At 62.2% G+C, this 23,427-nt stretch carries 21 protein-coding genes; 6 read left to right on the plus strand and 15 right to left on the minus strand.

Translation table 11 applies throughout. The features are described from left to right. Nucleotides 1–282 precede the first annotated feature (282 nt). Both C4Q26_RS16940 and C4Q26_RS16945 read left to right on the plus strand, forming a co-directional pair. A complete protein-coding gene (locus C4Q26_RS16940) occupies nucleotides 283–861 on the plus strand; it encodes a hypothetical protein (protein WP_104883341.1) in 579 nt (192 codons plus the stop codon). Between the two features lie 89 nt (nucleotides 862–950). Further along, on the plus strand, nucleotides 951–2,534 hold the full coding sequence (locus C4Q26_RS16945) for a peptide chain release factor 3 (protein ID WP_023382184.1): 1,584 nt from the start codon (nucleotides 951–953) through the stop codon (nucleotides 2,532–2,534). A gap of 153 nt (nucleotides 2,535–2,687) precedes the next feature. Here C4Q26_RS16945 and C4Q26_RS16950 read toward each other — a convergent pair whose 3' ends face one another. From C4Q26_RS16950 to C4Q26_RS17010, 14 genes are all read right to left on the minus strand, one after another. Continuing rightward, nucleotides 2,688–3,767 carry a polyamine ABC transporter substrate-binding protein gene (locus C4Q26_RS16950; protein WP_023382183.1) on the minus strand — a complete coding sequence of 360 codons (1,080 nt, stop codon included), beginning with the start codon at nucleotides 3,765–3,767 and terminating at the stop codon, nucleotides 2,688–2,690. A gap of 52 nt (nucleotides 3,768–3,819) precedes the next feature. Further along, nucleotides 3,820–4,161, minus strand: a complete 342-nt coding sequence (locus C4Q26_RS16955; RefSeq protein ID WP_023382182.1) for a cupin domain-containing protein — start codon at nucleotides 4,159–4,161, stop codon at nucleotides 3,820–3,822. A 31-nt stretch (nucleotides 4,162–4,192) separates the two neighbouring features. Next, on the minus strand, nucleotides 4,193–5,599 hold the full coding sequence (locus tag C4Q26_RS16960) for an FAD-binding oxidoreductase (protein WP_027906594.1): 1,407 nt from the start codon (nucleotides 5,597–5,599) through the stop codon (nucleotides 4,193–4,195). 64 nt (nucleotides 5,600–5,663) lie between these two features. Then, a complete protein-coding gene (locus tag C4Q26_RS16965) occupies nucleotides 5,664–6,488 on the minus strand; it encodes a nuclear transport factor 2 family protein (protein WP_177429835.1) in 825 nt (274 codons plus the stop codon). A gap of 51 nt (nucleotides 6,489–6,539) precedes the next feature. Next, the gene (locus C4Q26_RS28125; RefSeq protein ID WP_162144434.1) at nucleotides 6,540–6,713 is read right to left on the minus strand and encodes a hypothetical protein; all 174 of its coding nucleotides are present in this window, start codon (nucleotides 6,711–6,713) and stop codon (nucleotides 6,540–6,542) included. Between the two features lie 82 nt (nucleotides 6,714–6,795). After that, nucleotides 6,796–7,764, minus strand: a complete 969-nt coding sequence (locus tag C4Q26_RS16970) for a peptide ABC transporter ATP-binding protein (protein WP_023382179.1) — start codon at nucleotides 7,762–7,764, stop codon at nucleotides 6,796–6,798. Further along, on the minus strand, nucleotides 7,764–8,732 hold the full coding sequence (locus C4Q26_RS16975; protein WP_023382178.1) for an ABC transporter ATP-binding protein: 969 nt from the start codon (nucleotides 8,730–8,732) through the stop codon (nucleotides 7,764–7,766). Before C4Q26_RS16975 ends, C4Q26_RS16970 begins: the two co-directional genes overlap by 1 nt. 10 nt (nucleotides 8,733–8,742) lie before the next feature. After that, complete coding sequence (locus C4Q26_RS16980) at nucleotides 8,743–9,669, minus strand: ABC transporter permease subunit (RefSeq protein WP_023382177.1); 927 nt, start codon at nucleotides 9,667–9,669, stop codon at nucleotides 8,743–8,745. Nucleotides 9,670–9,679: 10 nt separating this feature from the next. Continuing rightward, a complete protein-coding gene (locus tag C4Q26_RS16985; RefSeq protein ID WP_023382176.1) occupies nucleotides 9,680–10,690 on the minus strand; it encodes an ABC transporter permease subunit in 1,011 nt (336 codons plus the stop codon). A 75-nt stretch (nucleotides 10,691–10,765) separates the two neighbouring features. Beyond that, entirely contained in the window at nucleotides 10,766–12,361 is a 1,596-nt protein-coding gene (locus C4Q26_RS16990) for an ABC transporter substrate-binding protein (RefSeq protein ID WP_104883343.1), read from the minus strand. Between the two features lie 73 nt (nucleotides 12,362–12,434). After that, the gene (locus C4Q26_RS16995) at nucleotides 12,435–13,814 is read right to left on the minus strand and encodes an OprD family porin (protein WP_023382174.1); all 1,380 of its coding nucleotides are present in this window, start codon (nucleotides 13,812–13,814) and stop codon (nucleotides 12,435–12,437) included. Nucleotides 13,815–14,014: 200 nt separating this feature from the next. Continuing rightward, a complete protein-coding gene (locus C4Q26_RS17000; protein WP_104881313.1) occupies nucleotides 14,015–15,607 on the minus strand; it encodes an ABC transporter substrate-binding protein in 1,593 nt (530 codons plus the stop codon). Between the two features lie 123 nt (nucleotides 15,608–15,730). Continuing rightward, a complete protein-coding gene (locus C4Q26_RS17005) occupies nucleotides 15,731–17,356 on the minus strand; it encodes an ABC transporter substrate-binding protein (RefSeq protein ID WP_023382172.1) in 1,626 nt (541 codons plus the stop codon). Between the two features lie 337 nt (nucleotides 17,357–17,693). After that, a complete protein-coding gene (locus C4Q26_RS17010; RefSeq protein ID WP_023382171.1) occupies nucleotides 17,694–18,410 on the minus strand; it encodes an SIMPL domain-containing protein in 717 nt (238 codons plus the stop codon). A 202-nt stretch (nucleotides 18,411–18,612) separates the two neighbouring features. Here C4Q26_RS17010 and C4Q26_RS17015 point away from each other — a divergent pair, with 202 nt between their 5' ends. The 4 genes from C4Q26_RS17015 (at nucleotide 18,613) to C4Q26_RS17030 (ending at nucleotide 22,981) form a co-directional block, all read left to right on the plus strand. Continuing rightward, nucleotides 18,613–19,872 carry an ATP-binding protein gene (locus C4Q26_RS17015; RefSeq protein ID WP_023382170.1) on the plus strand — a complete coding sequence of 420 codons (1,260 nt, stop codon included), beginning with the start codon at nucleotides 18,613–18,615 and terminating at the stop codon, nucleotides 19,870–19,872. Continuing rightward, complete coding sequence (locus tag C4Q26_RS17020; RefSeq protein ID WP_016391130.1) at nucleotides 19,869–20,429, plus strand: response regulator transcription factor; 561 nt, start codon at nucleotides 19,869–19,871, stop codon at nucleotides 20,427–20,429. Before C4Q26_RS17015 ends, C4Q26_RS17020 begins: the two co-directional genes overlap by 4 nt. Nucleotides 20,430–20,626: 197 nt before the next feature. After that, nucleotides 20,627–21,568, plus strand: a complete 942-nt coding sequence (locus tag C4Q26_RS17025; protein WP_023382169.1) for an AEC family transporter — start codon at nucleotides 20,627–20,629, stop codon at nucleotides 21,566–21,568. 54 nt (nucleotides 21,569–21,622) lie between these two features. Beyond that, nucleotides 21,623–22,981 (plus strand): amino acid permease, encoded by a 1,359-nt coding sequence (locus C4Q26_RS17030; RefSeq protein WP_023382168.1) that lies wholly within the window; start codon nucleotides 21,623–21,625, stop codon nucleotides 22,979–22,981. Between the two features lie 70 nt (nucleotides 22,982–23,051). On the opposite strand, the gene C4Q26_RS17035 is transcribed toward C4Q26_RS17030, so the two are convergent. Then, the gene (locus C4Q26_RS17035) at nucleotides 23,052–23,423 is read right to left on the minus strand and encodes a carboxymuconolactone decarboxylase family protein (protein ID WP_023382167.1); all 372 of its coding nucleotides are present in this window, start codon (nucleotides 23,421–23,423) and stop codon (nucleotides 23,052–23,054) included. Nucleotides 23,424–23,427 lie beyond the last annotated feature (4 nt).

Consider the following 23,427-nt stretch of genomic DNA (forward strand, 5'->3'; position numbering starts at 1 on the left):
GACGCGGACGCGACACGCCATTTAGCCAAGCCCCGTCAGGCTCGAAATGCCGGTGAAACCAGCCCTGACCCAATGGACGTTGCCGAGGGGGTAACAGGATTGTGGACGTCTCCAGGGGGCCAAAGGTTCCCATCTGAGCCGGCATTTGGCCAGCGCGGATTTTTTCAGGTTGATTGTTTCCTCCTGCCTATCGAAACGCCAAGGCCGCTGAATACGGGGCTCGCAGGAGGTTGGAAGCGCCCTCCTTGCGACCCTGGAAAAAAACACTTGAGGTAGTTTCATATGCTTGAACATGACTACGATCGCTCCTTTATCGCCCATGTCACCTCCACCACTGCGGGCTTGGAGGGCTATCTGGATTGCGCAAAAGTGGTGGAGAAGGGCGTGCAGGTAGCCCGCGTCGCAGACGATTGGCTGATCCTGACCTCGCTGACGGTCGGTGAGCCTCATTACTTCTGGTTCCGCTGCATGGTGGATGAAGCCAGGGGGCGTCGTTACTACGACATTCAATCCTGGAGCCGTCGCACGGGGCGTGATTTCAACGCAAGGACCCGCCACCTGGACCGTAATGGCAACGGCTACGGCTGCCTGTACGACACCCCGGTCAGCGACGACCGCCTTTGGAAACTGATGGCGCAGAACCAAGACGGGGGCTTCAGCAGCCTGGATCAGGCGCCGCGAGCGGGTGAGTCGCTACCCGTGCGGATCTGGACACGAACCACCAACCTCGAGTTGAGTGCCACAGGTCGGGAGGACGTTGGCGGGCATTGGTTCGCTTATGCCCGGGCGGGCGACGGCCACGCGCTTGACCTGCAGCTTCAGATCACGCACATCGGCGAAGAACTGCTCGACGACCATTGAGGTCGGTTTCGGCGGCCACTGTTTGGGTATGGCTATGGATTCGGGTATAATCTCGGCCCTTTTTTTGATCTCCAGTCAGGCGATTTCCCATGACCAACCAGGCCGCCGAAGTCGCGAAGCGCCGCACTTTCGCAATCATTTCCCACCCCGACGCCGGTAAGACCACCATCACCGAGAAGCTCTTGCTGATGGGCAAGGCGATTTCCGTTGCGGGCACCGTGAAGTCGCGCAAGTCCGACCGCCACGCCACCTCCGACTGGATGGAAATGGAGAAGCAGCGCGGTATCTCCATCACCACCTCGGTGATGCAGTTCCCATACCGCGAGCACATGATCAACCTGCTCGACACCCCCGGCCACGAAGACTTCTCGGAAGATACCTACCGCACCCTGACCGCGGTGGACTCGGCGCTGATGGTGCTCGACGGCGGTAAGGGCGTCGAGCCACGTACCATCGCCCTGATGGACGTCTGCCGCCTGCGTGACACACCGATCGTCAGCTTCATCAACAAACTCGACCGTGACATCCGCGACCCGATCGAACTGCTCGACGAGATCGAAGCCGTCCTGAAGATCAAGGCTGCGCCAATCACCTGGCCGATCGGTTGCTACCGGGACTTCAAGGGCGTCTACCACCTGACCGGCGACTACATCGTGGTGTACACCCCGGGCCATGGCCACGAGCGTACCGAAGCGAAGATCATCCAGAAGCTGGATTCCGACGAGGCCCGTGCCCACCTGGGCGACCAGTACGAGTCGTTCGTCGAGCAGTTGGAGCTGGTGCAGGGCGCCTGCCACGAGTTCAACCAGGAAGAATTCATCAACGGTCAGCTGACCCCAGTGTTCTTCGGTACCGCGCTGGGCAACTTTGGGGTCGACCATGTGCTCGACGCTGTCGTCGACTGGGCGCCGCGACCCTTGGGTCGTGTCGCCCACGAGCGGACCGTCGAGCCTGTTGAAGAGAAGTTCACCGGTTTCGTGTTCAAGATCCAGGCGAACATGGACCCGAAACACCGCGACCGTATCGCCTTCATGCGCATTTGCTCGGGCAAGTACGAGAAGGGCATGAAGATGCGCCACGTGCGTATCAACAAGGACCTGCGCGTAGGCGATGCGCTGACCTTCTTCTCCTCCGAGCGTGAGCAACTGGAAGAGGCCTATGCCGGCGACATCATCGGCCTGCACAACCACGGCACCATCCAGATCGGTGACACCTTCACCGAAGGCGAGGCATTGGGCTTTACGGGTATTCCGCACTTTGCGCCGGAACTGTTCCGTCGCGTGCGCCTGAAGGACCCGCTCAAGTCCAAGCAATTGCGCCAGGGCCTGCAGCAGTTGGCCGAAGAGGGCGCGACCCAGGTGTTCTTCCCCGAGCGCAGCAACGACATCATTCTCGGCGCCGTGGGTGTGCTGCAGTTCGACGTGGTCGCCAGCCGCCTGAAGGAAGAGTACAAGGTCGAGTGCGCCTACGAGCCCATCACTGTCTGGTCGGCGCGCTGGATCAGCTGCGACGACAAGAAGAAGCTCGAGGAATTCCAGAACAAGGCCATGGAGAACCTGGCCATCGACGGTGGCGGCCACCTGACCTACCTGGCACCGACCCGGGTCAACCTGTCGTTGATGGAAGAGCGCTGGCCGGACATCAAGTTCCGCGCTACCCGCGAACACCACTGATCCTCGGGGTAGGATCAGCACCGTGTGGTGTCTGATCTGGCCCTATCACCGGCAAGCCGGCTCCCACAGGTACAGCGCCAGTCCATAGGGCTGTGCAACAGTCGGTGGGAGCCGGCTTGCCGGCATTGAGGCCAGTGAAAACTGCACAGGGGCTCAGTTACCGGCCTTGATGCTGGTCCAGATCCGCGTCCGAATGCGGTCGATCTTGGCTGGCATCGCCTCTAGCGCATAGAGCTTGCCCATCACGTCCTCGCTCGGGTAAATCATCGTATTACCCTTCATCGCCGGCTCTACCAACCCGTCTGCCTTGAGGTTGCCGTTGGCGTACTGCACATGGTTGCTGATATTGGCCATCACTTCCGGCTGCAACAGGTAGTTCATGTAGGCATACCCGGCTTTCTCATCGGGTGCATCGGCTGGCATGGCGACCATGTCGAACCACATCGGCGCGCCTTCCTTGGGAATCGAGTAGCCCACCTTCACTCCGTTCTTCGCCTCCTCGGCGCGGTTCTTCGCTTGCAGTACATCCCCCGAGAAACCCACCACCACGCAGATATCGCCATTGGCCAGGTCGCCGGTGTACTTCGAGGAGTGGAAGTAACTGATGTACGGGCGCACCTTCATCAACAGCGCCTTGGCCTTGTCGTAGTCCTTTGGGTCCTGACTGTGGTGCGGCAGGCCGAGGTAGTGCAAGGCGATCGGAAGCAGCTCGGGGCCGTTGTCCAGCACCGCGACGCCGCAACGCTTGAGCTTGCTGATGTTTTCGGGCTTGAAGATCAGGTCCCAGGAGTCCACGGGCGCATTGTCGCCAAGCACTGCCTTGACCTTGTCGATGTTGTAGCCAATGCCGGTACTGCCCCACAGGTACGGGAAGCCGTACTGGTTGCCGGGATCGTTCACCTCCAGCGCCTTGAGCAGCACCGGGTTGAGGTTGTGCCAGTTGGGCAACTGCGACTTGTCCAGCTTCTTCAGGGCCTTGCCCTGGATCTGCCGGGCCATGAAGTGGTTGGAGGGAAACACCACGTCGTAGCCGGAGTTACCCGTCATTAGCTTGCCGTCGAGGGTCTCGTTGCTGTCATAGACATCGTAGGTTGGAACGATGCCCGTAGCTTGCTGGAAGTTCTTGAGCGTGTCAGGGGCCACGTAGCTGGACCAGTTGTAGATCTTCACCGTGTCAGCGGCGCTGACCACGCTGGCGGCCAGCATCAGGGGGGCGACGAGGAGTGTGCGCATGTCGGGAGTACCTTGCTTTGTCTGTTGTTATCGAAGGCAGGCGATCAGCGGATCAGAAAATCAGGACGTAGGTTTTTCGCACGGTTTCCTGGATGTCCCAGGTACCTGTGCTGTTGGCCGGTAGCATCAGGGCATCTCCGGCTTCTATGGACAGGGGCTCGCCACCATCGGGGGTGAAGGTGCAGCGGCCTTTGATGAAATGGCAGAACTCCTGTTGCACGATCTGCCGTCGCCAGCGGCCGGGTGTGCACTCCCAGATGCCGGTTTCGACACCATCGCTGCGCTCGACGCAGGTGACCGAGGTCACTGCTACGGGTTCGCCAAGTGGCACCGCAACCGGGCTGGAGGTGTCGAGCACGGCGCTTTCGGTGTGTTTGAACTGGGTGATGCTCATGACCGGTGGATCCTGTGTAGGGTGAAGGTAATCAGTGCATGAAGCCTTCCATGAAGTCCGCAAGCGAGCTGGCCAGGCGCCGCCTCCAGGGCGCGCTGGCGGGGTTGGCGAGGGTCCGGTCCTCGTGGACGAAGCTTTGGATGATCGCGTTGTAGCCCAGCCAGCGGCACGGCTCGGGCGGCCAGCTGGCCAGGCTCGACACGGGCCGGTTGTCCAGCACCCAGGGCTGTGCGGTCAGTTCGTTGTGCTGGTTGAGAATCAGCGCCGCCAGCGTGCGGCCGCCCAGGTTGGTGGCCCCGACGCCTTCACCGCCATAGCCACCGGAAAGGGCGATACCGCGCTGGCGGTCGCAGAGCATGTGCGGGCGGAAGCGCCGGGCCATGCCCAGGTTGCCGCCCCACGAATGGGTGATCCGTACGTGTCCCAGCTGCGGGAACAGCTCGCTGAACAGGTAGCGACGCAGCTCGATCTCTTGATCGTTCAGGTTGAAGTTCTCGCGCAGACGACCGCCGAAGCGATAGCCGCCGCGGGCGCCGAACACCAGGCGGTTGTCGGCGGTGCGTTGGCCGTAGGTGACCTGGCGGCTGCTCTCGCTGAAGGCTTGGCCCTGGGACAGGCCGATCCGTTCCCAGGTCGATTCCGGCAGAGGCTCGGTAGCCACCAGCAGGCTCTGTACCGGCAGTTGGTGCTTGCCCAGCGGGGGCAGGCTGGCGGCGTAACCCTCCACGGCAGGCACTACCCAGTGGCAGCGAATATGCGCCAGGGGCGAGCGAACTGCACCGGGCTGCCAGTCGATGGCCGGGGTGTTCTCGTAGATCGGCACGCCCAGCGCTTCCACTGCACGGGCCAGGCCGCGCACCAGCTTGGCCGGCTGGATCGTCGCGGTGTGCGGACTGTAGATGGCGCCATAGGCATTGCTGACCCGCAGTTGGGCATCCAACTGCTCGGGGCGCAGCCAGCGATAGTCGTCCTCGGTCATGCCCTGGCGATACAGGTCATCAAGGTAGGCGCGCAGGTTGCGCTCCTGCTCGGGGTAGCGCGCAGCGCAATACAGGACGCCACCTTTACGGTAATCGCAGTCGATGGCCTCGCGTTGCAGCACGCTTTGCACTTCATCGGGAATGCCGTGCAGCAGGTCGATGCTGGCGCGGCGCGTTTGCGGTGACAGCGTGGCGAGCAACCGGTCCTCGCCCAGCAGGTTGCCCATCAGCCAGCCGCCATTGCGCCCCGAGGCACCGAAGCCGGCGATGTTGGCTTCGATTACAGCAATGCTCAGTTGCGGCGCCTGCCGCTTGAGGTAGTAGGCGGTCCACAGGCCGGTATAGCCCGCACCGATGATGCACACATCGACGTCCAGGTCTTCGCGCAGAGCGGGGCGCGCGCACAGTGGCTCGTCGAGCTGGTCCATCCACAGGCTGAGCGTGCGCAGGGGTTGCATCGGGTTCGGCTCCACATCCATCAATGTCTGTGGGCGATCCTAGTAGCGTTCGACGATGGCTGTCTTACGTGCGTGCACGCAGGGAATTTTGCTTCAGGTACGCCTTGGGCGTCAGGCCTGTGTGTTCGCGAAACGCTTTGTAGAACGCCGAAAGTGAGTTGAAGCCGGCATTGAAGGCCAGGTCGTCTATCGGCGTGTCGGCGCTGCCGTGGTCAAGGATCGCCATCAAGTGTTGCAGGCGGGCCTGGTTGACGTAGCGATAGAAGCTCTGCCCGAGCACCTGGTTGAGCAGGTAGGAGATCTGGTTGCGGCTGTAGCCGCTGGCGTCGGCGACCTGTTGCAGATTCAGCTCCGGGTCAAGGTAGGGGCGTTGGCGCTGGAAATAGTGCTCAAGGTCCTGAGCCATGGTCGACAGTTGGCGTGGTGACAGGCCCAAGCGGCTGGTGGCAGGACGCAAACCGCCGCTGGCAGGGCTGTGGCCATTCTGGCGCACCAGGGTGGCATATTCGTTGACTCGCCAGATCAGGTCGTCCTTGACGGTAATTGCCTCGCTGGACTGGAACGCCACCAGGCCGTCGCCGCCCTGGACCGTCACCTGGTACTGGATGAACGCGGTGCAGCCGTCCACGCGGATGCGGTCGCTATGGACGATGTCTTCGCCAGCCTCATGGGGCAGGCAGGCGCGCACGTAGTCGCGCAGCTCGTGGTAGCCGAGCACGCGATTCTGGAAAAAGTCGTGGTACTGGATGTCAGGGTGGTAGAGCGCGATGACGCCATCCAGGTCGCGGTGCTTCCAGCACAGGTGATAGCGCAGCACCGTGTCAGCCGTGCGTGGGGTCTGGTCTGGGCCGTCGGGGAGGGTGAGGGCGGTCATGAATGGATAGTGCATTGCAGAACACCCAGGTGCAAGGGCGTGGGTCCGGCATATTGCACGGTTCTATCAAGCGGCAGGCAGCGTAAGCCGTTGATTCGGATAGCTATGGGTTTTCGCGGGCGCTGGCATGGCGCGTGCACCGGTTTGTTCACCGCCGAACAGGAGAAAAGCCATGCGCTCGATACTGCTGTGGATGATTGGGGTGCCGATTCCAGTGATCATTCTGATCTGGTTCTTCATGCATTGAGACGGCCATTGCCGACAATCCGGCCCCTACAGCGCCTGTAGGAGCCGGCTTGCCGGCGAGGGGCGCTATCTGGGCCTAGAGAAACTGCTCCGCATAATGGCAAGCCACCTGCCGGGAGGCCACCTGCCTGAAGGCCGGTACCTCGTTGGCACACCGCTCGGTCGCGTAGGGGCAGCGCTTGTGGAACGCGCAGCCCTCTGGCGGGTTCAGCGGGTTGGGCAGTTCGCCGGCAATGCGGATCTTCGGCTTCAGCGGGTCCGGGTGGATCGCCGGAGTCGCCGACAGCAACGCCTGGGTGTAGGGATGCAGCGGCTTTTCGTAGATATCCTCCTTCGGCCCCATCTCTGCCGGCCGGCCCAGGTACATCACCAGCACCTGATCCGCTACATGGCGCACTACTGCCAGGTTATGCGAAATGAACACGTAGGCGGTGTTGAACTCCCTTTGCAGGTCCATGAACAGGTTAAGGACCTGGGCCTGGATCGACACGTCCAGCGCTGAGGTTGGCTCGTCCGCCACCAGCACCTTCGGTTGCAGCATCATCGCCCGGGCCAACGCAATCCGCTGGCGCTGGCCGCCGGAGAACATGTGTGGGTAGCGCTGATAATGCTCGGGACGCAGGCCTACCTGTTCCATCATCTTCTGCACTTTTTCGCGCCGCTCGGCCTTGCTCAGCGAGGTGTTGATCAACAGCGGTTCTGCCAGTTGATCGCCGATTTTCTGCCGCGGGTTGAGCGACGCGTAAGGGCTCTGGAAGACCATCTGCACATCGCGGCGCAGCTGCTTGCGTTCAGCCTTGCTGGCGCCCTTGACCTCGGTGCCGGCGATTTGCAGCGAACCGGAGGAGGGCTCTTCGATGAGTGTCAGGGCGCGGGCCAGGGTCGACTTGCCACAGCCGGATTCGCCGACCACGGCCAGGGTCTTGCCAGCCTCTAGCTCGAACGACACGCCATTGAGGGCGCGTACCAGGGCGTGGCCTTTGAACAGACCACGCGATACTTCGTAATGCCGGGTCAGCTCCCGAGCGGAAAGAACGACGGCCATCACGCCACCTCCTGGTTCAGCGGATAGAAGCAACGCACCAGGCTATGCGCCTGGGGATCAAGGGGTGGGCGCTGGCGCCGGCAGTTTTCCTGCACGTACGGGCAGCGCGGCGACAGCAGGCAGCCGGCTGGGCGGTCGTAACGACCGGGTACGATGCCGGGTAGCGTGGACAGGCGTTCGGCACCGAGACTGTGCTCGGGGATGGCCGCCAACAGGGCTTCGCTGTAAGGGTGGGCGGGTACGTCGAACAGCTCTGGTACCTGGCCCACTTCCACGGCTTGCCCGGCGTACATCACGCACACGCGCTTGGCGGTTTCGGCCACCACGGCCAGGTCGTGGGTGATCAGGATGAGCGCCATGTTGCGCTCTTTCTGCAAGTTGACCAGCAGTTCCATGATCTGCGCCTGGATGGTCACGTCCAGGGCGGTGGTCGGCTCGTCGGCGATCAGCAGCTTGGGCTCGCCGGCGATCGCCATGGCGATCGCCACCCGTTGGCTCATGCCGCCGGACAACTGGTGCGGGTAGGCGTCCAGGCGGCTTTCGGCAGCCGGAATCTCGACCTTCTTGAGCAATTCCAGGGCACGCTGGCGAGCGGCCTTGCCCTTGAGGCCCAGGTGTTGGCGCAGCACCTCCTCGATCTGGTAGCCCACGGTGTAGCTGGGGTTGAGCGCGGTCATCGGGTCCTGGAAGACCATGGCGATGTCCTTGCCCACCACCTTGCGCCGCTGGCGGCCGCTGAGCTTGAGCATGTCGGTGCCGTCGAAGGTGAGGGCGTCGGCAGTGATACGCCCGGGGGCGTCGATCAGGCCCATCAGGGCCATCATGGTCACCGACTTGCCCGAGCCGGACTCGCCGACGATGGCCAGGATCTCGCCGGCATCTACCGCCAGGTCCAGGCCGTCCACCACGGGTACTGCATTGGTGTCGCCGAAGCGCACGTTCAGGTTGTTGATCTGCAACAGTGACATGGCGTTCTCCTCAGGCGGCGTTCTTGAGTTTCGGGTCCAGCGCATCGCGCAGGCCGTCGCCCATCAGGTTGATTGCCAGCACACTGAGCAGAATGGTCAGGCCGGGCAGGCTCACCACCCACCAGGCGCGCTCGATGTAGTCGCGTGCCGAAGCCAGCATGGTGCCCCATTCCGGGGTGGGCGGTTGCACGCCCAAGCCGAGGAAGCCCAGGGCCGCGGCGTCGAGAATCGCCGAGGAGAAACTCAGGGTCGCCTGCACGATCAGCGGCGCCATGCAGTTGGGTAGCACGGTGACGAACATCAAGCGTGGCAGGCCGGCACCGGCCAGGCGCGCGGCGGTGACGTAGTCGCGGTTCAACTCGCCCATTACCGCCGCGCGGGTCAGGCGCACGTAGGACGGCAGTGACACGATGGCGATGGCGATCACCGTGTTGATCAGGCCTGGGCCGAGGATGGCGACGATGGCCACGGCCAGCAGCAGCGAGGGCAGGGCCAGCATCACGTCCATCAGGCGCATGATCGAAGGGCCGAGGATCTGCGGGAAGAACCCGGCCAGCAGGCCGAGCAGGATACCGGGGATCAGCGACATCACCACCGACGACAGGCCGATCAGCAGCGACAGCCGAGCGCCCTGGATCAACCGCGAGAGCAAGTCGCGGCCCAGTTCGTCGGTGCCGAGGATGAACTGCCAGGTACCGCCTTCGAGCCACACCGGAGGGGTCAGCAGGAAGTCGCGGTACTGCTCGCTGGGGTCGTGCGGCGCGACCCATGGGGCGAACACAGCGCAAAACACCACCAGGCACATGAAGGCCAGGCCCAGCACTGCACCTTTGTTGCGTGAAAAGGCCTGCCAGAACTCTTTGTACGGTGACGGGTAGAGCAGGCTTTGGTCCACCGGGCTGGCCGGCGTGACGGATTTTGGAATCGGGCTAGTCATGGCGAAGACCTCAGCGCTGATGACGGATGCGTGGGTTGGCCAGGCCGTAGAGGATGTCCACGACGAAGTTGACCAGAATCACCAGGCAGGCAATCAACAGGATGCCATTCTGGACCACGGGGTAGTCACGGGCGCCGATGGCTTCGATCAGCCACTTGCCGATGCCCGGCCAGGAGAAGATGGTTTCGGTGAGCACCGCACCGGCCAGCAAGGTGCCGACCTGCAGGCCGAACACCGTCAGCACAGGGATCAACGCGTTACGCAGACCGTGCACGAAGACCACGCGGGCCGGTGACAGGCCTTTGGCGCGGGCGGTACGGATGTAGTCCTCGCGCAGCACTTCGAGCATCGACGAGCGGGTCATGCGGGCGATCACCGCCAGCGGGATGGTGCCCAGCACGATGGCTGGCAGGATCAGGTGCATCACGGCATCCTTGAAGGCGCCTTCTTCGTCGCTGAGCAATGTGTCGATGAGCATGAAGCCGGTCTTCGGCTCGATGTCATAGAGCAGGTCGATACGCCCCGACACAGGGGTCCAGCCCAGGCTCACGGAGAAGAACATGATCAGGATCAGGCCCCACCAGAAGATCGGCATGGAATAGCCGGCCAGGGAAATGCCCATCACCCCGTGGTCGAACAGCGAACCGCGCTTGAGCGCGGCGATCACCCCGGCCAGCAGGCCGACGACTCCGGCGAACACCAGGGCGGCGAAGGCCAGTTCGAGGGTGGCCGGGAACAGAGTGAGAAACTCGGTCCAGACACTTTCGCGGGTGCGCAGCGACTCGCCCAGGTCTCCCTGGGCGAGTTTGCCGACGTAGTCCAGGTACTGGACCGGCAGGGGCTTGTTCAGGCCCAGGCGTTCCATGGCCTGGGCGTGCATTTCAGGGTCGACCCTGCGCTCGCCCATCATGACTTCCACCGGGTCGCCGGGGATCAGGCGTATGAGCGCGAAGGTCAGCAAGGTGATACCGAAGAAGGTCGGAATCAGCAGGCCTAGACGCCGGGCAATAAAACTCAACATTGTCGGAGGTACCTCATCAGCCGGTCAGGGCAGTGCCGCCGGTGCCCGTGTGGGGTCCCGGCGGTCGTTGTTGTTCTACTTCACCTTGGTGGTGGCGAAGTTGTTGTTGGTCAGAGGGTTGATCACGTAACCCTCCACGTTGTCACGCATGGCGGTGAACATCTTCGGATGGGCCATGCTGATCCAGGGTTGATCGTCATCGTACACCTTCAAAGCCTCGGCATAGAGCCTTGCGCGTTGGTCGTTGTCGATCACTTCGCGGGCGCGGGTGATCAGCTCCTGAAATCTGGGGTTGCACCAGCGCGCGTAGTTCTCGCCGCTTTTGGCGGCATCGCAGCTGAGCAGTGGACTGAGGAAGTTGTCCGGGTCGCCGTTGTCGCCGGCCCACCCGGTGGACACCAGGTCGGCTTCACCGTTCTTCGCCCTGCGCAGCATCTCGGCCCATTCCATCACGCGGATATCCAGCTTGAGGCCGATCTGCTTGAGGTCGGCCTGCAGCATCTCGGCGGACAGCCGTGGGTTGGGGTTGGTCGGGCCGCCGCCATTGCGGGTGAACAGGGTGATCACGGTGCCTTCGGGTACACCCGCTTGCTTGAGCAACTCGCGGGCCTTGGCCAAGTCGCGAGGCGGGTTCTTGTTGTCGGTGTTGTAGCCGATCATGGTCGGTGGGTAGGGGTTCACGCCGACCAGTGCGTTGCCCTTGCCGAATAGCTGGTCAACATGGGTCTGGCGGTCGAAGGCCATGTTGATGGCTTTGCGCACGCGCACATCGCTCAGGTACTTGTGCTCGGTATTCATCGAGATGTAACCGGTGACCAGTGCTTCGATCTCGTCGACCTTCAGCTTGGGGTCCGCCTTGATCGACGGCACATCGTCTGGCTTGGGGTACAACGCCACCTGGCATTCGTTGGCGCGCAGTTTCTGCAGGCGCACGTTGCTGTCGGTGGCGATGGCGAAGATCAGCGAGTCGGCCGGTGGCTTGCCGCGGAAATAGTCCGGGTTGGCTTTGTAGCGGACCTGGGCGTCCTTGTTGTAGCGCTGGAAGACGAAGGGACCGGTGCCGATGGGCTTGCTGTTAAGGTCGCCGGTCTTTCCCGCCTTGAGCAACTGGTCGCCGTATTCGGCGGAGTAGATCGAGGTGAAGGCCATGGCCATGTCACGCAGGAACGGTGCCTCCGGTCGAGTGAGTGTGATCACCACGGTGCGATCGTCGGTCTTTTCCACCGACTTGAGCAGTTCCTTGAAGGCCATGCTTTCGAAGTATGGGTAGCCGACGCTGCTCTTGGCGTGCCACGGGTGGTTCGGGTCGAGCTGGCGGTTCAGGCTCCACAGCACGTCGTCGGCGTTGAAATCGCGGGTAGGCGTGAAGTAGTCGGTGGTGTGGAACTTGACGCCTTCGCGCAGGTGGAAGGTATAGGTCAGGCCGTCTGTTGAGACGTCCCAACGCTCGGCCAGGGCGGGCTGGATATCAGTGGTGCCGGGCTTGAAGTCGACCAGACGGTTGAATACGGTCTCGGCCGCGGCGTCGGCGGTGACCGCCGTGGTGTACTGGACGATGTCGAAGCCTTCCGGGCTGGCTTCGGTGCATACCACCAGCGGCTTGGCCGCCAGGTGCGTGGCACTGCCCAGGATGACCGCTGCGAGGGCAGCGCGGAGCGGTAACGATTTCATGGAAACTCCCTGCTTGCATTGTTTCCAGCGTAGCCGCCACGGCCCGAGGTGGAGCGGGCCGTGGCGTCAGCGGTTACAGAATGTTGAACGGAATGGTGGTGACGATACGCAGTTCGTCCAGGCTGCCATCACCCTGGGCCTTGCTGGCCCGGTGCGCGGTGTAGGTGGCGCGGATGCTGGTGTCTTTCAGTGGCCCGCTCTGTACCGCGTAGCTGGTGCCGATCCCCCACTCGTAATGGGTCTCGCCATCCAGTCCATTCACGTCGTAGGCGGTGCCGCGGTAGTGAGTACCGTCGATGCCCCAGCCTCGGGCGTTGTACAGGTTGAACTTCAGGCCAGGCACGCCGTAGGGCGCCATGTTCAGTACGTAGGAAATCTGCAGGGATTTCTCGTTCGGGCCGTTGAAGTCCGACAGCAGCGAGTTGGCCAGGTAGATGCCGTTGGTCTCGTGCAGGTAGTCGAAGTACTCGTTGCCGTTCACCTGCTGCCACGAGGCGGCGAGGGTGTGGGCCTGGTGAGTCAGGCCAAGCGACAGGCTGTAGGTGTCGTTGTCGATGTCACCCATCTTCTTGCTGCCTTCGTCCACGGTCTTGTAGTAGTTCAGGCCGGTGGTCAGGCTAAGCACCGCGCTGTCGCCCAGCACGTGGTTGGCACCGAAGTAGTACTGGTTCCAGAAATCATCGACCTTGGTGGCATACAGGCTGGTAGTCAGGCTCTTGAGCGGCTGGTAGTTGACCCCGGCGGTGCTGGCACGGTCGGTTTCGACACCGGTGGCGCTGTACTCGCTGCGGAATTTGCTCAGGCTCTGCTCGGTACGCGGGGAGACCCGGTCGAAGGTGCCGAGATCGAACGAAAGGTTGTCGAACTCGGCGCTGTGCAGGAATGCACCCTGGAAGCTCGATGGCAGGGCACGGTTACCGATGAAGGCGATCATCGGTGTGTCGACGGATTGGCGGCCCACGGTGAGGGTGGTGTTGGACACGCGTGCCTTGACGTTGGCCAGGCCCATCTTGCTCCACTGGCCGATGGGGTCGCCATCGCTGTGGGTCAGGGTACGGTTGTTGGGGCCGGCGACTGCCGCGCGGCCCTGTTCCAGGGCGATGGCGTTGTAGCCGGCCGCTTCCACGGCGAAGCCCACGGTGCCCTGGGTGAAGCCTGAGCTGTAGTTGAGGATGGTGCCTTGCAGCCAGTTGTCCCGGCTGTGGGTGTCGTGGCGGGTGCCATCGCTCTTGTAATACTTCCACAGCGGAGCGCGGGTGGCGCGCTCGCGGGCGTACCAGTTACGGGTGCTGCCGGATAGGCTCTGGCCGTCGATGAAGCCTTTGGCATCGTCCTGCTCGCTGGTGCTTTTCAGGCTGAACGGAACGTAGTCCTGGCTCTGGGTTTCGGCCTGTGCCATGGCGCAGAAGGTGCCGATGGATAAGGCCAGCGCGGTTATCGTGAAACGTTTCAAAGTAAAGCTCCCTTTCTTTTCTTTTAGTTCTCACCAGGCCTCGTGGGCTGGGGTGTTTGCTGCGGTGTTGCCAGGGTTGCCACGGGATCGCCGGGCATGTTCTTCGTCTGTACCGGCCTTCTCGCCGGCAAGCCGGCTCCAGCAGCCACAGCCCGTGCAGGCGCTGGCTTGCCGGCGATAGGACCGGTATCGGTTGCAGGTCAGTCGATGCTCACACCCGAGAAGTCGTTGCGGCCAAATGGGCTGACCCGAAAGTCGGCGACCTTGGCGCTGATCGGCTGGTTGACGGTGGAATGCGCCACCGGCGTGATCGGCACCTGCTGCTTGAGGCGCTGCTGGGCCTGTTGGTAAAGCGCCGTGCGTTCGGCGCGGTCGGTGACTTGCTTGGCTTTCTTCACCAGGCTGTCGTACTGCGGGTCGCACCACAGCGAGTAGTTGTTGCTGCCGATGGCATCACAGTTGTAGAGGGTGCCCAGCCAGTTGTCCGGGTCGCCGTTGTCACCGGTCCAGCCGATCAGGGCGATATCGTGCTCACCGCTCTTCATGCGCTTGAGGTACTCGCCCCACTCGTAGCTGACGATGCGCACCTTGAAGCCGAGCTTGCTCCAGTCGGCCTGCAGCATCTCGGCCATGAGCTTGGCGTTGGGGTTGTAGGGGCGTTGCACCGGCATGGCCCACAGGGTGACTTCGGTGCCTTCCTTGACACCGGCCTGTTGCAGCAGGGCCTTGGCTTTGGCCGGGTCGAACGGGGCATCCTTGATGGTTTGGTCATAGGACCATTGAGTGGGCGGCATGGCGTTGACCGCCTGTTGGCCGGAGTCCTGATACACCGCCTGGAGAATCGCCTGTTTGTTCACCGCCATGTCCATGGCCTGGCGGACTTCCAGCCGGTCGAACGGTGGATGTTGGGTGTTGTAGGCGATGTAGCCGAGGTTGAAGCCAGGTTGCCGGAGCACCTGCAACCGGTCGTCTCCCCTGAGCGCTGGCAGGTCTGCCGGGCGCGGGTGCAGGGTGACCTGGCATTCATTGCGGCGCAGCTTCTGAATGCGCACCGAAGGGTCGACGTTGATCGAGAACACCAGGTTGTCGATCTTGACCTCATCCGCTGCCCAGTAGTCTTTGTTGCCCTTGAAGCGGATCTGCGCGTCTTTCTGGTAGCGCTGGAATACGAAGGGGCCAGTGCCGATCGGTTGCTGGTTGATGTCGCTGGGGCGGCCGCTGGCCAGCAGTTGTTGGGCGTACTCGGCGGACAGTATCGAGGCGAAGCTCATGGCCAGGTTCTGGATGAACGCGGCATCGACGCGGTTGAGGGTGAACACCACGGTGTGCGGGTCGGTTTTCTCGACACGGGCGATGTTCTTGTCCAGGCCCATGCTGACGAAGTAGGGGAACTCAGTGGGGTAGGCCGTACGGAACGGGTGCTGCTTGTCGAGCATGCGGTTGAAAGTGAACAGCACATCCTCGGCATTGAAGTCGCGGCTTGGGGTGAAAACCTTATTGGCGTGGAACTTGACCCCTTCGCGCAGGTGGAAGGTGTAGCGCAGGCCGTCATCGGATACTTCCCATCGGGTAGCCAGGGCGGGTTGTACCGCTGTGCCGCCGCGCTCGAACTCGACCAGTCGGTTGTAGATCGGCTCGGCGGCGTCATTGTCGGTGGCGCTGGTGTACTGGGCTGTGTCGAACCCTGCCGGACTGCCCTCCGAGCAGAACACCAGGCTCTTGGCCTGGAGGGCAGGGGCCTGGGCCAGCAGGCTGAGGGCAAGCAGGGTCGAAAGACGGGTAACGTGGCGCATGGCAATTCCTTTTCCAGCTGTTCTCGCCGCCTCGGGGTACGAATTGCGGCAACAGGGACCCAAACCCGACGCGGGTAGCGTCGGGGTGGGCTGCATGTAGGGGAAGGGGCGAAGGTTGCGGTGCTACTTGTCTACGCTGACGCCGTAGAACGAGTTCAACGCGAACGGACTGATCTTGAAGTCCTTCACCTTGGCGCTCATTGGCTGATACACGGTGGAGTGCGCGATAGGTGTGATGGGTACCTGTTCCTTGAGGATGTGTTGCGCCTTCTGGTACAGCTCGGTGCGTTTGCCCTGGTCGGAGGTGGCCTTGGCCTGCTTGATCAGGTCGTCATAGGGCTTGTAGCACCACTTGGAGAAGTTGTTGCCGTCAATGGCATCGCAACCGTAGAGGGTACCGAGCCAGTTGTCCGGGTCACCGTTGTCGCCGCTCCAGCCAATCAGCATCGCACCCTGCTCGCCGCCCTTGGAACGCTTGATGTACTCACCCCATTCGTAGCTGACGATCTTGGCCTTGATACCAATCTTGCCCCAGTCGGACTGCAGCATTTCGGCCATCAACTTGGCGTTGGGGTTGTAGGGACGTTGAACCGGCATCGCCCACAGGGTGATCTCGGTGCCTTCCTTGATACCCGCTTCCTTGAGCAGTTGCTTGGCTTTCTCCGGGTCGTAGGCGGCGTCCTTGATGCTGTCGTCGTAGGACCACTGGGTCGGCGGCATGGCGTTGACGGCAAGCTGGCCGGCGCCCTGGTAGACCGATTCGATGATCTTCTTCTTGTCCACGGCCATATCCAGCGCTTCGCGGACCTTGAGCTGGGACAGCGGGTTGGGTTCGTTGCTGCCCTTGACCTTGTCCATCACGTTGTAGGCGATATAGCCCAGGTTGAAACCGGCCTGCTGTGGCATCTGCAGGTTCTTGTCCTCTTTGAGCGGCTCGATGTCCGCCGGGCGCGGGAACAGGGTGACCTGACACTCGTTCTTCTTCAGTTTCTGCATGCGCACCGAGGCATCGGTGGTGATGGCGAAGATCAGGTTGTCGATCTTCACGTCCTCAGGCTTCCAGTAGTCCTTGTTGCCCTTGAAGCGGATCTGCGCGTCCTTCTGGTACTTGCTGAACACGAACGGGCCCGTGCCGATGGGCTTCTGGTTGATGTCGGCGGCCTTGCCTTGCTTGAGCAACTGGTCGGCGTACTCGGCCGACTGAATGGAGGCGAAGCTCATGGCCAGGTTCTGAATGAACGCGGCATCGACCTCATTGAGGGTGAAACGCACGGTGTGATCGTCGAGTTTCTCCACCTTGGCGATGTTCTTGTCCATGCCCATGTCGGTGAAGTACGGGAATTCGGTGGGGTAGGCTTTACGGAAGGGGTGGTTCTTGTCGAGCATGCGGTTGAAGGTGAACAGCACGTCGTCGGCGTTGAACGCCCGGGTTGGCTTGAAGTAGTCGGTGGTGTGGAACTTGACCCCTTCACGCAGATGGAAGGTATAGGTCTTGCCGTCGTCAGACACTTCCCACTTGGTCGCGAGCCCCGGGATGACCGCGGTACCGCCGCGTTCGAACTGGGTCAGGCGGTTGAACACGGTTTCAGCCGAGGCGTCGAAGTCGGTTCCCGTGGTGTACTGCCCAGGGTCGAAGCCGGCTGGACTGCCCTCGGAGCAGAACACCAGGTTGGATGCGGCTTGGGCGAAGGGGGCGCCGGCTAGCAAGCCTGCGCCGACCAGGAACGGAATGACTGCGTGTTTGAGCATGGTGGCCTCATTGTTGTCATTTTTTTCAGTTGAGGTGGCCTCGTGAGCCGACCTGCGGATACTTATGCAGGGGGTATTCCCAATGCAACAGTCAGGAGGATAGTTGGCGCCAGAAAAGTAGTACGACCGTACATGGATGTCGCATTCATGTAACTTTCACGCAAGTTGAACGTTTGCGCAGGCCGAAAGATGGCATTTTGCTGATTATTTCGAGGCGGGATGATACGTAGGACGCACCGTTTTCGTGCGTAGGAAATGTCTGAAATTACTAAGTTAGAGCGCTGCGTGTGCGGCTTTGTGCCGCGAGAGGGGCGCATGGCGCCCCTCAAGGGATGGGTCAGGGCATTTGCACTTCGATCAGGCCATCGGCGTTCATGCTGACTTCACTGGTGCCGGCCTCGATGTCCGGCGCCGGGGCCGCTTCGTCGGCACCCATGGCTTTCATCGCCATGGGCGCGCTACGCAGGTACGGGCGTGGGTAGCCGCTACTGTTGAGGTTCAGGCTGACCACCTTGTAGCCCTTGCCACCCAGGGCCTCGGTGGCCAGTTGGGCGCGTGCCTTGAAGGCCTCGACGGCGTCCTTGAGCAGGGCATCCTCGCTGGCCTTGCGGGTGGCTGCGGCGATGGAGAAGTCCATGCCGCCCATTTTCATGTTCTGCAGCAAGTCGGCGGTCAGCTGCGACAAGGCCGGGAAGTCGGCGCTCTCAAGGCGCAGCTCGGCACGTTCGCGCCAGCCGGTGATCTTCTGGCCTTTACTGTCGTATACCGGGTAGCTGTTGCGGCTGCCCTGGCTGATCTTCACGTCCTTGACCTGACGGGCCTGCTGGATGGACGTGTTCAGGGTTTCGGTGATCTGCTTGGCCAGCTTGCCTGGGTCGGTGTTCTGCGCTTCGCTGTAAAGGGTCACCACCATCAAGTCGCGTGGGACTTCCTTGCTGACTTCGGCGCGCAGCGACACCTGGTTGTAGCGTGGCTCATCGGCGGCCAGTGCAGGCAAGCTGGCGAGCAGGCCGCAAGACATGACCAGGGCGGCGCCGCGACGGGAAATTTGCATGTAGGACTCCTTGGCAATAAAAGGCGTGGGCTTGGGCGTTCCTTTCCACGCATGGCCCATCAGACCGGGAACAGTGTAGTGGGTTCAAAAGTGCCATCATGAACCTGTGACAAAGTGTGGCGCTTTGCCGCATCGCTGCAGCGAAGCGCCTGGCTTCGGTATACTCCAGCCGATTTTCCTGGAGCACTCATCAGGAGAGCTCATGCTCGCCGCCGTACAACCGCTATCCGCTACCCGTCAGAACCTCTGGCGCCTGACCGTCATTCGCGTGCTGGTCCTGGCTGCCCAGGCCGGCTCGGTGGGCGTCGCCTACTGGACCGAACTGCTGCCGCTGCCCTGGTTCTCGCTGGCGGCGACGTTGGCACTCTCATCCATCCTGTGCGCGTTCACCGCGTTGCGCCTGCGCCTGTCGCTGCCAGTCACCGAGCTGGAATACGCCTTGCAACTGGCCTGTGACCTGCTGATTCACAGTGCGTTGCTTTATTACTCGGGCGGCTCGACCAACCCGTTCGTGTCGTATTACCTGGTGCCGTTGGCGATTGCCGCAGTGACCCTGCCATGGCTCTACTCGCTGATTCTCTCTGGCATCGCGCTGACGGCCTACAGCCTGTTGCTGGTGCAGTTCTACCCGCTCGAAGGGTTGCCGATGGCGCGGGACAAGATGCAGGTGTACGGCATGTGGCTGAGCATCGCGCTGGCGGCAGCGGTGATCACCTTCTTCGCTGCCCGCATGGCCGAAGAGCTGCGTCGCCAGGAGCAACTGCGTTCCGAGCGGCGGGAAGAAAGCCTGCGCGACGAGCAGTTGCTGGCCGTGGCCACCCAGGCGGCAGGCGCGGCCCATGAGTTGGGCACGCCGCTGGCGACCATGAGCGTCCTGCTCAATGAAATGCGCCAGGACCATTCGGACCCGATGCTGCAGGAAGATCTGCAGATCCTTCAGGACCAGGTCAAACTGTGCAAGGAAACCCTGCAGCAACTGGTGCGGGCAGCCGAGGCCAACCGACGCATGGCGGTGGTCGAGCAGGACGTTACCGCCTGGCTCGACGAGGCGCTCAACCGCTGGCACCTGATGCGCCCGGAAGCCAGCTACCGGTTCCAGCGCCTGCGAGACGGCCAGGTGCCTCGCCTGACCCCGCCGCCGGATTTGACCCAGGCCCTGCTGAACCTGCTGAACAATGCCGCCGATGCCTGTCCGGATGACTTGGAAGTGCGCTTGGACTGGGACGCCCAGGACATCGTCATCAGCATCCGTGACCATGGCCCGGGCGTGCCGCCGGCCATTGCCGAGGCCATCGGCAAACCCTTTATCACCACCAAGGGCAAAGGCTTCGGCCTGGGCCTGTTCTTGAGCAAGGCCAGCGTGACCCGTGCGGGCGGTTCGGTGAAACTCTATAGTCATGAACAGGGTGGCACCCTGACCGAACTGCGCCTGCCCTATGGCAAGCGAGGAGATGAAAGATGAGCGAAGAAAACCAGGTCGAAGGCGAAGAATTGCCCCACCTGTTGCTGGTGGATGACGATGCCACCTTCACTCGGGTCATGGCCCGTGCCATGAGCCGTCGGGGGTTCCGTGTCAGCACGGCCAGTTCCGCTGAAGAAGGGCTGATTCTGGCCCAGCAGGACTTGCCGGACTACGCCACGTTGGACCTGAAGATGGAAGGCGATTCCGGTCTGGTGCTGCTGCCCAAGCTTCTGGAGCTGGACCCGGAAATGCGTGTGGTGATCCTGACCGGTTACTCGAGCATTGCCACGGCGGTCGAGGCGGTCAAGCGCGGTGCCTGCAACTACCTGTGCAAGCCAGCCGACGCGGACGATGTGCTGGCGGCGCTGCTCTCGGAACATACCGACCTCGATACCTTGGTGCCGGAAAACCCGATGTCGGTCGACCGCTTGCAGTGGGAACACATTCAGCGCGTGCTCAACGAACACGAAGGCAATATCTCCGCCACTGCGCGGGCGCTGGGCATGCACCGCCGGACCTTGCAGCGCAAATTGCAGAAGCGCCCGGTCCGCCGTTGACCTCCTGCTGCCTGCACCGCCCCTTTCGCGGGTAAACCCACGCCCACGGGGTGCACATCCCTGTGAAGCGGGTTTGCCCGCGAGGAGGCCAGCAAAGGCAGAAACGTCCGCGATAGTCCTCCACGATCCCCGCATTTCCTGACGCGTTGGCGTATCATTAGCCACCTAACGGCAACTCCCATCAGGATCGCTTGCGCATGCTCGCCCTTCTTATCCAGACGCTGAACATCACGGCCCCGGTGTTCGCCATGTTGTTCATGGGCGTGTTGCTCAAACGCATTCACCTGATCGACGACAACTTCAATCGCGTCGCCTCGCAGTTGGTGTTCAACGTCTGCATGCCGGCGTTGCTGTTCCTGGGTATCTACCACGCCGACCTGGCTTCGGCAGTCAAACCTGGAGTCATCCTCTATTTCATCGTCGCCACGCTGGTCGGTTTCGCCTTGGCCTGGGGCATGGCGATCTGGCGTAGCCCGCTGGCCGACCGGGGCATCTATACCCAAGGGGCATTTCGTGGCAACAACGGGGTCATTGGCCTGGCCCTGGCGGCCAGTCTCTACGGTGACTACGGCATCTCGCTGGGGGCGGTGCTCGCGGGGCTGGTCATCCTCATGTACAACTCGCTGTCGGCGGTGGTGCTGGCGGTGTACAGCCCCGACCTGAAGTCCGACCCCTGGAGCATTTGCAAGAGCATCTTCAGCAACCCGTTGATCATCAGCGTGCTGGTGGCCACTCCCATGGCGTACGGGCAAGTACCGCTGCCTAACTGGCTTTTGACTTCGGGTGATTACCTGGCGCAGATGACCCTGCCGCTGGCGCTCATCTGTATCGGCGGTACCCTGTCGCTGGCGGCCCTGCGTGACAGCGGCAGGCTGGCGATCGACGCCAGCCTGGTGAAGATGCTCTGGCTGCCGTTGATCGGCACCCTGGGTGCCTGGTTGTGCGGGTTCCGTGGGGCCGAGCTGGGCATCCTGTTCCTGTACATCGGCAGCCCGACCGCTGCGGCCAGTTATGTCATGGCCCGGGCGGCCAACGGCAATCATGAGCTGGCGGCTTCTATCATCGTGATCACCACACTAATGGCGGCGATTACCACCAACATTGGCATTTTCATCTTGCAGTGGGGCGGATGGATCTAGATCCTTGACTGCAAACAACTCCAACAACACGGCCTCCTGACTAAAGGACACTTCATGCAAGACCAGAGCACGCCCGAGCGGTTACAGCGCGGGCTGAAGAATCGCCATATCCAGTTGATCGCGCTGGGCGGGGCCATCGGCACCGGGCTGTTCCTGGGCATTGCCCAAACCATCCAGCTGGCCGGCCCGTCCGTGCTGCTGGGCTACGCCATTGCCGGCCTCATGGCCTTCTTCATCATGCGCCAGCTCGGCGAGATGGTGGTCGAAGAGCCGGTCGCCGGCAGCTTCAGCCATTTCGCCCACCAGTACTGGAGCGAGTTCGCAGGTTTCGTATCGGGCTGGAACTACTGGGTGGTGTACGTGCTGGTAGGCATGGCCGAGCTGACGGCCGTGGGCATCTACGTGCAGTACTGGTGGCCGGATTTTCCCACCTGGGCCACGGCGGCGATCTTCTTCGTGGCGATCAACGCCATCAACCTGACCCAGGTTAAGGTCTATGGTGAGCTGGAGTTCTGGTTCGCGCTGGTCAAGGTGGTAGCCATCGTCAGCATGATCGGCTTTGGTGCCTGGCTGTTGAGCAGTGGCCACGGCGGGCCGGACGCCAGCGTGGCCAACCTGTGGCAGTACGGTGGTTTCTTCCCCAACGGCGTGACTGGCTTGATCATGGCCTTGGCGGTGATCATGTTCTCCTTCGGTGGCCTGGAGCTGGTGGGTATTACCGCCGCCGAAGCAGACAACCCACGCCAGAGCATCCCCAAGGCGACCAACCAGGTGGTGTACCGCATCCTGATTTTCTACATCGGTGCACTGGCAGTGTTGCTGTCGCTGTACCCGTGGCAGAAGGTCGTGCAGGGCGGCAGCCCGTTCGTGATGATCTTCCACGAGCTGGACAGCGATCTGGTCGCGACCATCCTCAATATCGTGGTGCTGACGGCTGCACTGTCGGTCTACAACAGCTGTGTGTACGCCAACAGCCGCATGCTGTTCGGCCTGGCCAGCCAGGGTGATGCGCCGCGGCAGCTGCTCAAGGTCAGCCGTCGTGGCGTGCCGCTGACGGCGCTGGGTGTGTCGGCGTTCGCCACCGGCATGTGCGTGCTGATCAACTACCTGATGCCAGGTGAAGCCTTCGGTCTGTTGATGGCCCTGGCGGTGTCGGCCTTGGTGATCAACTGGGCCAGCATCAGCATTACCCACCTGAAGTTCCGCAAAGCCAAGCTGGCGGCGGGTATCAACCCGTTCTACCGCAGCTGGGGTCACCCGGTGACCAACTACCTGTGCCTGGCGTTCATCGTGCTGATTCTGGTGGTGATGTACCTGACCCCGCCGATTCGTATCTCGGTGTTGTTGATTCCGGCGTGGATCGCTGTGTTGTGGGTGGCCTTCAAGATGAAGAAGGCGCGCCAAGCCAAGTAAGACGGTCTGGCGTTATCGCCGGCACGTCGGCTCCTGCACGTTGGGAGCCGGCGTGACGGCGATATATCGTTCAACCCTGGTGGGTGTCGATTACTTCCTGGGCTGCCCTGAAGGCATCGATCGCCGCGGGTACTCCGGCATACACTGCGCAATGCAGCAACGCCTCGCGGATCTCCTCCACCGTACAGCCATTGTTCAAGGCCCCGCGCACATGCCCCTTGAGCTCTTGCGGGCACTTGAGTGCCGTCAGGGTCGCCAGGGTGATCAGGCTGCGGGTCTTCAACGGCAACCCATCGCGAGCCCAGACACTGCCCCAGGCGTGTTGGTTGACGAAGTCCTGCAGCGGTTGGGTAAAGTCGGTGGCGTTGTTCAGGGCGCGGTCGACGAATGCATCCCCCATCACCTGGCGGCGAATCTGTTCGCCGGTGTTGTGTTCGGCCATGTTG

Origin of the sequence: Pseudomonas sp. SWI44 (assembly GCF_002947915.1) — a bacterium.
Taxonomy (GTDB): domain Bacteria; phylum Pseudomonadota; class Gammaproteobacteria; order Pseudomonadales; family Pseudomonadaceae; genus Aquipseudomonas; species Aquipseudomonas taiwanensis.